The organism is Micromonospora kangleipakensis (assembly GCF_004217615.1).
Classification (GTDB): domain Bacteria; phylum Actinomycetota; class Actinomycetes; order Mycobacteriales; family Micromonosporaceae; genus Micromonospora; species Micromonospora kangleipakensis.
Window position 1 is genome coordinate 4,352,489 of the sequence record NZ_SHLD01000001.1, and the last position, 11,612, is coordinate 4,364,100.

An 11,612-nucleotide genomic window follows, 5' to 3' on the forward strand; every position below is an offset into this window, starting at 1 on the left:
GGGAGGATCCGGCAGGGGTCGGCCCTTGGCTGGTCGAGGGAGCGGCGGAGCTGGCCGGCGCGGTGGCCGTACGCGGGCCGCTGACCGAGCTGCTGCTGCTCGTCTACGGGCGGCGGTGACCGGAGACCGCCGACGTCGAGATGCTCGGCGACGGCCAGCTGCTCGACTTCTGGCTCAAGCGGGTGGCCTTCGGCTGAGGCTCACCGGCCGGGCTCGCCGGTCTGCTCCCACATCGACTTCATCTCGTCGAACGCCTGCTCCATGATCCGCACCATGGCCTCCCGGGCGCGCTCGCCGTCCCGCCGCTGGATCGCCTGGGCGACGTCGGCGTGCAGTTGCAGGGCCTGCTCGTCGGGGTAGTGCGGCATCAGGTGGTAGTGGTGCCGGCCGGTGAGCACCTCGGCGACCAGCTCCTGGAGCTTCATGAACATCTCGTTGCCGGAGGCGGCGAGCACCCGCCGGTGGAACTCGATGTCCAGGCTGAGGAAGCGCTCCTCGTCGCCGGCCTTGCCGGCGGCCCACATCTTGGCGGCGAGGCCGACCAGGTCGCTCGCCTCGTCGTGGTCGACCCGGCCGGCGGCCAGCCAGGCGGCGTGCGGCTCGACCGCGGTCCGCAGCTCGGTGATCGAGCGCATCTGGGCCATCCGCCCGGCCGACGCCAGTCGCCAGCGGATCACCTGCGGATCGAAGACGTTCCACACCTCGGCCGGTCGGATCATCACCCCGACCCGGCGCCGGGTCTCGATGAGTCCCATGGATGCGAGCACCCGCAGGACCTCGCGGATCACCGAGCGGGAGACCGCGTACCGCTCGACCAGGTCGTCGATGTTGAGGACGGAGCCGGCGACCACCTCGCCGCCGCAGATGGCGGTGCCGAGGTGGTCGAGAACGCGGGCGTGCAGCCCGGCCTCGGCAGGGGCGTGCTGGGCGGGTGCGACCCCTGAGGAGGACTGATCCACGGCTCGGAGCATATCAGTTAGAGATCACCTCTTGAATAAGTCAGCTTTTTGGGCCTAGCATCCGGTCGTTAAGCGGACGTTACAACGATGTGGCGCCCCTCCCCCCGGGCGGCGGCCACGACAGAAGGAGAGATGGACGTGCGGCGTCGATCGATATTCGGTACTTCTCTGGCTGTGGCTGTCGCCATGGGCCTCTCCGCGTGCGGCGGCGGTGGCGACGACAGCAGCGCGTCCAAGACGGTCCGGGTGACCCTGGCGAACCACGTGTGGACGGAGAACATCAAGCAGGCCCTGCCCGAGTTCGAGAAGCAGAGCGGCCTCAAGGTCGAGATCACCCAGCTCGGCGAGGACCAGCTCTCCGACCAGTACAACGTCAAGCTCAACGCCGGCTCGTCCGACATCGACGTGATGATGTACCGCCCCCTGCAGGAGGGGAAGCTCTTCGCCAAGAACAAGTACCTCGCCGACCTGTCGGAGCAGGTGAAGTCCAACAAGGACTGGGACTTCGCCGACTTCCAGGCCGGCCCGGTGGAGGCCACCTCGTACGAGGGCAAGCCGGTCGGCGTCCCGATCATCACCGAGCAGGAGGTCCTCTACTACCGCAAGGACCTGCTCGCCAAGGCCGGCCTGAGCGCCCCGCCGAAGACCCTCGACGAGCTCAAGGCCGCCGCCGCCAAGGTCAAGGCCGCCGAGCCGGGCGTCGCCGGCTTCGTCGCCCGGACCGGCAAGTCGCCGGCCGTCACCCAGTTCTCCAGCTTCCTGTACAGCTTCGGCGGTGACTTCGTCGACGACAGCGGCAAGGCCGGCGTCAGCAGCGACGCCGCCAAGCAGGCGTACGCCTACTACGGCGGGCTGATCAAGGACTCCGGCCCGGCGAACGTCAGCACCGACATGAGCTGGCCCGAGGCGATGGCCATCTTCACCCAGGGCAAGGCGGCCTTCTACACCGAGGCCGACTCGCTCTACAAGAACGCCACCGACCCGGCCAAGTCCAAGGTGGCCGACACCGTCGGCTTCGCGCCGTTCCCGGCCGGCCCGGCCGGCTCGAAGCCGTACAACATCCCCTCCTGGGCGCTGGGCGTCAACGACAGCTCGAAGAACAAGAGCAACGCCTGGAAGTTCATCGAGTGGGCCACCGGCAAGCAGCAGACGCTCGTCCAGCAGAAGGCCGGCGTGCCGAGCGCCCGTACCTCGGTCTGGGCCAACCCGGAGGGCACCGCGACCTACCCGAAGGACCTGGTCGAGGCCATCGCCGCCAGCACCAAGGTCGGCGTGGGCCACGACCGGCCGCTGGTCGTGAAGGTCGCCGAGGCCCGCGAGATCGTCGGCCAGCCGATCGTCGACGCGATCGCCGGCAAGGACGCCGCGGCCGCGGCCGACACGGCGAACACCGCGTTCCAGAAGTTCCTGGACGACGAGGCCAAGTAAGCCGCGCGCGGGTGGCGGGGCCGGTCGGCCCCGCCACCCGCGTCTCCCCGCCGGCCCCGCCCACCCCCGGAGATCCCATGGCAACAGTCACCACTCCCGCCCGAGCGCCCGGCGGCGCCTCGGAAATGCCCGACACGCCCGGTTGGGCGCGCTGGGCCAACGAGCACCGCAAGTGGCTCTTCGCCGCGCCGGCGATGATCTTCGTCGCGGCGCTGATCGTCTTCCCGCTGGCCTGGACCGGCTACCTCAGCCTCACCGACGCCGAGGGTTCCGTCCGCGCCGAGAGTGAGTTCGTCGGCTTCCGGAACTACGTCGACGTGCTGTCGGACACCGAGCGGTTCTGGCCGGCCGTCGGGCGGACCGCGGCGTTCACCGTCGTCGCGCTGCTCTTCGAGGTCGTCCTCGGCATGGCGGTCGCGCTGCTGCTGTGGCGGCCGTTCCGCGGCCAGAAATGGGTCCGGGTGGCCATCCTGATGCCGCTGGTCGCCACCCCGGTCGCCGTCGGCATGATGTGGCGGCTCATCTTCGACCCGAACATCGGCCTGGCCAACCAGGTGCTCGGCTGGGTCGGCATCGGCCCCCAGCCGTGGCTCGCCGGCCAGCACTCGGCGCTGCCCACCACCATCTTCATCGACGTGTGGCAGTGGACGCCGATGGTGGTGCTGATCCTGCTCGCCGGGCTCACCTCGCTGTCGGAGGAGCCGCAGGAGGCCGCCCGGATCGACGGCGCGAGCACCTGGCAGCGCTTCCGGCACGTCACCCTGCCGCTGCTGATGCCCACGGTGATCGTGGCGATCCTGCTGCGCGGCATCGACGCGCTGAAGACCTTCGACATCCTCTACGCCACCAAGGGTCGCGGCGGCGGATCGTTCCACGAGGTGGAGACCCTCAACGTGTACGCCTACGGCCTCAGCTTCGACTACAACGAGTACGGCGTCTCCTCGACCGTCCTCATCATCTTCTTCCTGATCATCATCGGGTCGATGTGGGCGCTGACCGCCCGCCGCAAGGAGGCCAAGCGATGAAGCCCCGTCCCGCGTACCGGGTGTTCCGGGTGGTGGCGCTCGCCGTCGTGGTGCTGGCGCTGCTCGCGCCGCTGCTCTGGATGGTCGCGGCGTCGTTCAAGACCAACGTCGACATCTACGACACCGGCAAGGCGCTGGTCTTCTCGCCCACGATGGACAACTACGCCACCGTGCTCAAGCGGGCGAACTACGTCCAGTTCATCGGCAACAGCCTCTGGGTGGCCTTCGCCGCGACCGTGGCGTCGCTGATCCTGGGCGTGCCGGCCGCGTACTCGATGAGCCGGTTCAACATGCGGAAGTCCGCGCTGGTGGTGCTGATGGCCCGGGTCATCCCCGGCGTCTCGCTGCTGGTGCCCTGGTACTACGTCTTCTCCAACCTGAAGATGGTCGGCGGCTTCGGCGTGCTGATCCTCAGCCACATGTTCGTCTCGCTGCCGCTGGTGGTCTACATCATGATGGGCTACTTCGACGGCCTGCCGGAGGAGCTGGAGGAGGCGGCGCTGGTCGACGGGCTGACCCACATCGGCGCGTTCCGGCGGATCACCCTGCCGCTCTCCGTGCCGGGCGTCGCCACCGCCGGGATCCTCTCCTTCATCTTCTCCTGGAACAACTTCATGTTCGCCCTGGTGCTCTCCGGCGCCGACACCAAGACCCTGCCCGTGGCGATCTTCGACTTCGTCGGCTACGCGAGCATCGACTGGGGCGGGCTGATGGCCGCCGCCACCGTGGTCACCCTGCCGATCATGCTGATCGCCCTGTTCGTGCAGAAGTACGTGGTCTCCGGGCTCACCGCCGGCGCGACGAAGGGCTGAACATGACGACCATCGCACGCATCGAGACCTTCCTCGTCGCACCCCGCTGGCTCTTCGTCCGCGTGGAGACCTCCTCGGGGATCGTCGGCTGGGGCGAGGCCACCTGCGAGGGGCGCTCCGAGACCGTCCGGACCGCGGTCGAGCAGCTCGGCGAGCTGCTGGTCGGCCGGGACGCGCTGCGGATCGAGGACCACTGGCAGGTCATGACGAAGGGCTCGTTCTACCGGGGCGGCCCGATCCTGGCCAGCGCCGTGTCCGGCCTCGATCAGGCGCTGTGGGACATCGCCGGCAAGCATTTCGGGGCGCCGGTGCACCAGCTGCTCGGCGGCCCGGTCCGGGACCGGATCCGGGTGTACGGCTGGGTCGGCGGCGACGAGCCGAGCGAGGTCCGCGACCACATCGCCGCCCAGGTCGAGGCGGGGCTGACCGCGGTCAAGATGAACGCCTCCGGCCGGATGAGCCCGATCGCCTCGGTGGCCGAGCTCGACGGCGTGGTCGCCCGGGTGGCCGCGGCCCGCGAGGTGCTCGGCGACCACCGCGACGTGGCCGTCGACTTCCACGGCCGGTTCACCCTGGCCAACGCCCGCCGGGTGGCGCCGCTGCTGGAGCCGTACCGGCCGCTGTTCCTGGAGGAACCGGTCGTCCCGGAGAACTCCCACCTGATCGGCGACTTCGTCCGGTCGACCACCACCCCGGTCTCCACCGGGGAGCGGCTCTACAGCCGGCAGGAGTTCCTGCCCGTCTTCCAGGCCGGCATCGCGGTCGCGCAGCCGGACCTCTCGCACGCCGGCGGCATCACCGAGGTACGCAAGATCGCCGCGCTCGCCGAGGTGTACGACGTGCAGCTCGCCCCGCACTGCCCGCTCGGACCGATCGCCCTCGCGGCCTGCCTCCAGGTCGGCTTCGCCACGCCGAACTACCTGATCCAGGAGCAGAGCATCGGCATCCACTACAACCTCGGCGCCGAGGTGCTCGACTACTGCCTGGACAAGACCCCGCTGACCTTCGTGGACGGGTACGTCGAGCGGCTCACCGCGCCCGGGCTGGGCATCGAGATCGACGAGGCGGCGGTCCGCGCCGCGGACAAGCGCGGCCACGCCTGGCGCAGCCCGATGTTCCGGCACCTCGACGGCTCCTACGCGGAATGGTGACCATGACCCTCGACCTCACCGCCGAACTCGCCGCCACCCGCCTGCTGGCGGTCATCCGCGGCTCCGACACCGCCGCCGCCATCGCCACCGGCACCGCCCTGCTGGCCGAGGGCGTACGGGTGGTGGAGGTGGCCCTGACCACGCCGGGCGCGCTCGACGCCATCGCGGCGATCCGGGCGGCGGCCCCGGCCGGCTCGCTGGTCGGCGCGGGCACGGTGCTCACCCCGGCCGCCGTCGCCGACGTGGCCGCCGCCGGGGCGCAGTTCGTGGTCACCCCGGCCGTCGTCGACTCCATCCCCGAGGCGGTCCGCCGGGGCCTGCCGGTCGCCGCCGGGGCGCTCACCCCGACCGAGGCGTACGCCGCGGTCCGGGCCGGGGCCGCCGCCGTCAAGCTCTTCCCGGCGTCGGTGGGCGGGCCGGCGTACCTGAAGGCGCTGCGCGACCCGTTCCCGCAGATCCCGTTCGTCGCGGTCGGCGGGGTGGGCCTCGCCGAGCTGCCCGGCTACCTCGCCGCCGGCGCGATCGCCGTCGGCGTCGGCGGCCCGCTGGTCGGCGACGCCGCCTCCGGCGGTGACCTCGACGCGCTGCGGGAGCGGGCCCGGGCCTACCTCGCCGCGACGTCGTGACCGCCGTCGACCTGCTCACCTTCGGTGAGGCGCTGGTGTCGCTGCGGTCCGCCGGGCCGCTGACCGCGGGCGGCGCGCTGACCATGCGCCTGGCCGGCGCGGAGTCCAACGTCGCCATCGGGCTGGCCCGGCTCGGCCACCGGACGGCCTGGGCCGGCCGGGTCAGCGACGACGAGCTCGGCGGGTACGTGCTGCGGCAGCTGCGCGCCGAGGGCGTCGCCGTCGACCACGTGACCCGGGACCGGGACCGCCCGGCCGGGCTGATGTTCCTGGAACGGCGCACCGCCGACCTGACCCGGGTGCGCTACCACCGGGCCGGCTCGGCCGGCTCCGCGCTGTCGGTCGAGGACCTGCGCCCGGCGCTGGCCGCCGGCGCCCGGGTGCTGCACCTGACCGGCATCACCCCGGCGCTCTCTGACAGCGCCCGCGAGGCCACCCGGTGGGCGGCCGAGGCGGCCTCCCGGGCCGGGGCGCTGGTCTGCCTCGACGTCAACCACCGGGCGAAGCTGTGGAGGCGGGACGACGCCCGCGCGGCGCTCGCCCCCCTCGCCGGGTACGCCTCGGTCGTCGTCGCCTCCGCCGACGAGCTGGACCTCGTCGGCGAACCGGGCGCCGCCGAGGAGACCACGGTGGCCGGGCTGCTGGCGCGGGGTGTGGCGACCGTGCTGGTCAAGCTCGGCGCCGACGGCGCCCGGGCGTACACCCGCGACGGCGTCCGGCACGCGGCGGCGCTGCCGGTCACCGCGGTGGACACCGTGGGCGCCGGTGACGCCTTCACCGCCGGCTACCTCTCCGGTCACCTGGACGGCCTCGACCTGGCCGGGCGGCTGCGCCGCGCGGTCACCCTCGGCGCTTTCGCCGTCGCCGGAGACGGCGACTGGGAGGGCCTGCCGCGACGCGACGAACTGTCCCTGCTGGACGACCTCCAGCCCGGCAGCACCCTTCGCTGACCCCACCCCCGAGAAAGGCACCTGCGTGAAGATCGTCGCAGCGGACGTCATCGTCTCCAGCCCCGACCGCAACTTCGTCACCCTCAAGATCACCACCGACGAGGGACTCACCGGGCTGGGGGACGGCACCCTCAACGGGCGCGAGCTCTCCGTCGCGTCCTACCTGGCCGACCACGTCGTGCCCCTGCTGATCGGCCGTGACCCGCACCGCATCGAGGACACCTGGCAGTTCCTCTACCGGTCGGCCTACTGGCGGCGGGGGCCGGTCACCATGGCCGCCATCGCCGCCGTGGACGTCGCCCTCTGGGACATCAAGGCCAAGGCCGCCGGGATGCCGCTCTACCAGCTGCTCGGCGGCGCGTCGCGGACCGGGATCATGGCGTACGGCCACGCCTCCGGGCGGGATCTGCCGGAGTTGTTCGACTCGATCCGCCAGTACCTCGACCTCGGCTTCCGGTCGATCCGGGTGCAGACGTCGGTGCCCGGCATCAACGCCGTCTACGGCGTCGCCGCCCAGCCCGGCGTCGACGGCAAGCGGTACGACTACGAGCCGGCGCAGCGCACGCCGCTGCCCGCCGAGGAGGACTGGGACACCCGGGCGTACCTGCGCCACCTCCCCGGTGTCTTCGAGGCCGTCCGCAACGAGTTCGGCCCGGAGCTGCCGCTGCTGCACGACGGGCACCACCGGATGACCCCCATCCAGGCCGCCCGGCTCGGCAAGGCCCTGGAGCCGTACGACCTGTTCTGGCTGGAGGACTGCACCCCGGCGGAGAACCAGGAGGCGCTGCGCCTGGTCCGCCAGCACACCATCACCCCGCTGGCCATCGGCGAGGTCTTCAACACGGTCTGGGACTACCAGACGTTGATCCGGGAACAGCTGATCGACTACGTCCGGTCCGCCGTCACCCACACCGGGGGCATCACGGCCATGCGCAAGCTGCTCGACTTCGCCGCCCAGTACCAGATCAAGTCCGGCATCCACGGCCCGACCGACATCTCACCGGTCGGCATGGCCGCCGCGCTCCACCTGGACCTGGCCATCCACAACTTCGGCATCCAGGAGTACATGCAGCACGGCGCGCTGACCAACGAGGTCTTCCGGCAGTCGTTCACCTTCACCGACGGTTACCTGCACCCGGGGGAGCAGCCCGGTCTCGGTGTCGAGCTCGACGAGGCGGCCGCCGCCCGGTTCCCGTACCAGCCGGCGTACCTGCCGTTCAACCGGCTCAAGGACGGCACCGTCCATGACTGGTGATCGACGGCCCACCCGGCACATCGTGGTGATGGGGGTGTCCGGGGCGGGCAAGACGACGGTGGCCCGGGGGATCAGTGAGCAGACCGGGCTCCGGTTCGCCGAGGCGGACGAGTTCCACTCCGAGTCCAACGTGGCGCGAATGCGGTCCGGGGTACCGCTGGACGACGCCGCCCGCTGGCCGTGGTTGCGCGCCCTCGCCGACTGGATGGCCGCCCGGCACGCCGAGGGGGTCTCCACGGTGCTGGCCTGCTCGGCGCTGAAGCGGTCCTACCGGGACGTGCTGCGGCAGGGCCCGCCGAACGTGGAGTTCGTCCACCTGGCCGGGGCGGCGGAGCTCATCCGGGACCGGATGAGCCGCCGCGCCGGGCACTACATGCCGGCCAGCCTGCTCGACTCCCAGCGGGCGATCCTGGAACACCTGGACCAGGACGAGCCCGGCGTCGTCCTGGAGATCACCCTGCCGCCGGACGAGCTGGTCACCGCGGCGGTCGACCGGCTCGGACTGCGGGCCGGCAGCGCGGTCGGCGGCCCGTAGGGTCACCGGGCCCGGGCGTGCGTCCGGGCCCGGTGGCGCTCACCCGGGCAGCGCGTCCAGGTAGACCCACCGGCCGTCCTCGCGGACGAAGCGGCTGCGCTCGTCGAGCGTGCCGGGGCGCCCCGCCGCCCGGTAGTGGGCCCGGAACTCGACCGTGCCCTCGGAGTCGAAGAGGCCGCCCCGGTCGGTCCCGAGGATCTCCAGGCGGGTCCACCGCTGCCCCGGGTCGAGTCGGAGCCGGGCCGGCCGGGTCGAGGAGTGCCAGCTGCGTACCAGGTAGTCGACGTCGCCGACGGCGAAGGCGCTGAACCGGGAGCGCATCAGCGCCTCGGCGGTCGCGGCGTCCGCCTCGCCCCGGTGCAACCGGCCGCAGCAGTCGGCGTACGGCAGGCCGGACCCGCACGGGCAGGCTCCGGTCGTCTGGTCGGCCGCGCTTCGGCGGGCACCGCGTTTCGCCATGCGGTCATTCTCGCCGAGGGGCTCAGCGCGCCGAGCGACCAGCCCCGCGAATCGGCCCGCGGCTCGGCCGGCGAGCCGTGTTCCGCCTGCCGAACGACTCCATGGTCGTCGTCTTCTTCGCCGGCGCCCGGGTTTCCGCGGTGGCCCGGTCCAGGGCCGCCGCCGTCGCCTTCCTGGCCGGCGCCTTCTTCGCCGCGACCCTCGTGGCCGGCGCCTTCTTCGCGGCGGCCTTCTTGGCGGGGGCCTTCTTCGCCGCGGCCTTCTTGGCCGGTGCCTTCTTCGCCGGGGCCTTCGCCGCGGGTGCCTTCTTCGCGGCGGCCTTCTTGGCGGGTGCCTTCTTCGCGGCGGTCGCCTTGGCGGTCGGCTTCCGGGTGGGGGTCGCCGTCGTGGCGGCGGTGGCCTTCTTGCGGGCCACCCGGGCCGTCGTCGGGGTGGGCTTCCCGCCCGGGGTCTTGGCCGCGCTCGTCCCGGTGGCCCGCTTCGTGGCGGCCGCGACCTTCTTCGCCGCCGCCGCCCGCTTCAGCGGCGCCTTGCGGGCCCCCGTCGCCTTCCGCGCGCCGGTGGGTCTGGTGGCCGCTCGGGTGGTACCCCTCGCCGCGTCCGCCATCGTCGCTCCTCCTCGGGGATCTGCCCCGACCCCGGCCGGCAGTGCCGCCGACGGGGCAGGGCGCTGGCCAGCCGCGTCGGACCGGCCGACACGGCGGGCAGCTGTCTTCCCCCGTCCCCGACCCCCAAACTCCCGGGCGCCGGCGCGCCCACCCGGTTCGTGCTGCACGCGGTGCCCCGCTACGCCACCGAACCCGGCGGCGGCACCCTCACCGCGACGGCGTCTCGGCCAGGTCGGCCGGATCGAGGTGCAGCGTCGCGAGCAGGCCCGCGTGCTTGTCGACGTCGACCTCGTCGGGCAGCTCCCGCCTGATCCAGTCGGCCCGGACATGCTGGCCGCGGGCGCGCAGGACGTCGATGATCCGGTGTCTGGCGATCTTCATCGTTGCTCCCTCATGAGGCTGTTGCGAAGGTCTCGGGCGTCGCCCGGGGTCGGGGTCAGAGACGTGGAGCCGCGAGCAGGGCACGGCGCAGTCGCGGGCGGGTCGACGGCGAGGACGGGCGGCTCCGCCGCCGGGCCCGTCGACCGGGGCCACCCAGCGGCCGCCGGGGCGCGTAGGGGTGGCACCGGTGCGGCACCGGAAGCTCCGCGACGGGCGGGATGCGTCGGTCAGGTCGGCGGCTGGGGTCCGGGCGGGGTGCGGTACGGACATGACGTCCCTGGGTGGGTCCGGCGTGGCGGCCACCTCGAGAGTGGGATGTCGTCGATTCCGGGATGATCCCAGCCTACGCCCCGTCAGCCGGGCGCCGCCGCGCGACGATCAGGAGGCCGGGACGGGGCCCGGGTCGGGCGTTGCGCCGGGCGTGTGCTGGGGCGACATGGACGAGGAGAGCGAGCGACGGCTCGCCGAGGCCGTGGACCGGCTCCGCGAGTACGGGTGGTCGGCCGGCGTACCGAGGACCTGCGCCGGCGCATCGACGACGCCGAGCGGCTGCTCGCCGCGGTCGGACGGGAACACGCCCGTCAGCGCCGCGACGTCGACCGTCGATTGGCCCAATGAACGGTGTCTTGATCGGCTCTCACGATGGGCCGATCCGCTGCCTACCGTCGTCTCGTAACCGCTCAGGAGGGGACCGAGACGACGATGACGAACGCCGACATGTGGTTCGACCCGCGCTGCCCGTGGGCCTGGAACGCCTCCCGCTGGCTGCTGGAGGTGGAGCGCGTCCGGGACGTCCGGGTCCGCTTCCACGTGCTCAGCCTGACCGTGCTCAACGAGGGGCGCGACGGGCTGGAGGAGTGGTACCGGGAGTGGCTGAAGCCCGGCATGGGCCCGGTCCGGGTGGCGGTCGCCGCCGAGCAGAAGTTCGGCAACGAGGTGCTGCGCGAGCTCTACACCGCGCTGGGCACCCGGATCCACCACGACCGCGCCCCGATCGGCCGCGAACTCTACGTCGCGGCGTTGGCCGAGGTCGGCCTCCCGGTCGAGCTGGCCGACGCGGCCGACTCCACCGAGCACGACGAGGCGCTGCTGGCCAGCCACCACGCCGGCCTGACGCCGGTCGGCGAGGACCTGGGCACCCCCGCCATTCACGTCACCGATGACGCCGGTCGGCGCAGCGCCTTCTTCGGGCCGGTCGTCGCGCCGATCCCACGCGGCGAGGACGCCGGGCGGCTCTGGGACGGCGTGCTGCTGGTCGCCGGCACCGACGGCTTCTTCGAGCTGAAGCGGGCGCGTACCCGCCGGCCGATCGAGCACTGAGCGGTGGACGGTCCCCAGGGACCGGTCGGGTGGCGGGTCTTCGGCGCGCTCCACGCCACCGCCGCCGCCACGGTCGGCGGGGCGCGCCCAGCGGTTCACCTCG

General features: G+C 72.6%; 14 protein-coding genes. 10 read left to right on the forward strand and 4 right to left on the reverse strand.

Going from position 1 to position 11,612, the window contains the following annotated elements; genetic code table 11:
- Positions 1 to 200: 200 nt before the first annotated feature.
- Entirely contained in the window at positions 201 to 959 is a 759-nt protein-coding gene (locus EV384_RS20840) for a FadR/GntR family transcriptional regulator (RefSeq protein WP_242624180.1), read from the reverse strand.
- Positions 960 to 1,145: 186 nt separating this feature from the next.
- On the opposite strand from EV384_RS20840, the gene EV384_RS20845 reads away from it, so the two are divergent.
- The 8 genes from EV384_RS20845 to EV384_RS20880 all read left to right on the forward strand — a co-directional run bounded on the left by EV384_RS20845 (position 1,146) and on the right by EV384_RS20880 (position 8,741).
- The gene (locus tag EV384_RS20845) at positions 1,146 to 2,387 is read left to right on the forward strand and encodes an ABC transporter substrate-binding protein (protein WP_242624181.1); all 1,242 of its coding nucleotides are present in this window, start codon (positions 1,146 to 1,148) and stop codon (positions 2,385 to 2,387) included.
- A gap of 77 nt (positions 2,388 to 2,464) precedes the next feature.
- Positions 2,465 to 3,412, forward strand: a complete 948-nt coding sequence (locus tag EV384_RS20850) for a carbohydrate ABC transporter permease (RefSeq protein WP_242624182.1) — start codon at positions 2,465 to 2,467, stop codon at positions 3,410 to 3,412.
- Positions 3,409 to 4,224 carry a carbohydrate ABC transporter permease gene (locus EV384_RS20855; protein WP_130335798.1) on the forward strand — a complete coding sequence of 272 codons (816 nt, stop codon included), beginning with the start codon at positions 3,409 to 3,411 and terminating at the stop codon, positions 4,222 to 4,224. The genes EV384_RS20850 and EV384_RS20855 overlap by 4 nt, the downstream gene beginning before the upstream one ends.
- A 2-nt stretch (positions 4,225 to 4,226) precedes the next feature.
- On the forward strand, positions 4,227 to 5,375 hold the full coding sequence (gene dgoD / locus EV384_RS20860) for a galactonate dehydratase (RefSeq protein ID WP_130335800.1): 1,149 nt from the start codon (positions 4,227 to 4,229) through the stop codon (positions 5,373 to 5,375).
- Between the two features lie 2 nt (positions 5,376 to 5,377).
- Positions 5,378 to 6,001, forward strand: a complete 624-nt coding sequence (locus EV384_RS20865) for a bifunctional 4-hydroxy-2-oxoglutarate aldolase/2-dehydro-3-deoxy-phosphogluconate aldolase (RefSeq protein ID WP_242624183.1) — start codon at positions 5,378 to 5,380, stop codon at positions 5,999 to 6,001.
- The gene (locus EV384_RS20870) at positions 5,998 to 6,951 is read left to right on the forward strand and encodes a sugar kinase (RefSeq protein WP_242624184.1); all 954 of its coding nucleotides are present in this window, start codon (positions 5,998 to 6,000) and stop codon (positions 6,949 to 6,951) included. The genes EV384_RS20865 and EV384_RS20870 overlap by 4 nt, the downstream gene beginning before the upstream one ends.
- Positions 6,952 to 6,976: 25 nt before the next feature.
- Positions 6,977 to 8,206 (forward strand): D-mannonate dehydratase ManD, encoded by a 1,230-nt coding sequence (manD, locus tag EV384_RS20875; protein ID WP_130335804.1) that lies wholly within the window; start codon positions 6,977 to 6,979, stop codon positions 8,204 to 8,206.
- Complete coding sequence (locus tag EV384_RS20880; RefSeq protein ID WP_130335806.1) at positions 8,196 to 8,741, forward strand: gluconokinase; 546 nt, start codon at positions 8,196 to 8,198, stop codon at positions 8,739 to 8,741. The genes manD and EV384_RS20880 overlap by 11 nt, the downstream gene beginning before the upstream one ends.
- A gap of 39 nt (positions 8,742 to 8,780) precedes the next feature.
- On the opposite strand, the gene EV384_RS20885 is transcribed toward EV384_RS20880, so the two are convergent.
- The 3 genes from EV384_RS20885 to EV384_RS34940 all read right to left on the reverse strand — a co-directional run bounded on the left by EV384_RS20885 (position 8,781) and on the right by EV384_RS34940 (position 10,189).
- Complete coding sequence (locus EV384_RS20885) at positions 8,781 to 9,200, reverse strand: YchJ family protein (protein ID WP_130335808.1); 420 nt, start codon at positions 9,198 to 9,200, stop codon at positions 8,781 to 8,783.
- A 22-nt stretch (positions 9,201 to 9,222) separates the two neighbouring features.
- The gene (locus tag EV384_RS20890; RefSeq protein ID WP_130335810.1) at positions 9,223 to 9,807 is read right to left on the reverse strand and encodes a histone H1; all 585 of its coding nucleotides are present in this window, start codon (positions 9,805 to 9,807) and stop codon (positions 9,223 to 9,225) included.
- 208 nt (positions 9,808 to 10,015) lie between these two features.
- Positions 10,016 to 10,189, reverse strand: a complete 174-nt coding sequence (locus EV384_RS34940) for a hypothetical protein (RefSeq protein ID WP_165440001.1) — start codon at positions 10,187 to 10,189, stop codon at positions 10,016 to 10,018.
- 495 nt (positions 10,190 to 10,684) lie between these two features.
- Here EV384_RS34940 and EV384_RS36795 point away from each other — a divergent pair, with 495 nt between their 5' ends.
- Together EV384_RS36795 and EV384_RS20895 are read left to right on the forward strand one after the other, a co-directional pair.
- Entirely contained in the window at positions 10,685 to 10,807 is a 123-nt protein-coding gene (locus tag EV384_RS36795; RefSeq protein ID WP_278045625.1) for a hypothetical protein, read from the forward strand.
- Between the two features lie 84 nt (positions 10,808 to 10,891).
- Complete coding sequence (locus EV384_RS20895) at positions 10,892 to 11,509, forward strand: mycothiol-dependent nitroreductase Rv2466c family protein (RefSeq protein WP_130335812.1); 618 nt, start codon at positions 10,892 to 10,894, stop codon at positions 11,507 to 11,509.
- The last annotated feature ends 103 nt before the right edge of the window (positions 11,510 to 11,612 follow it).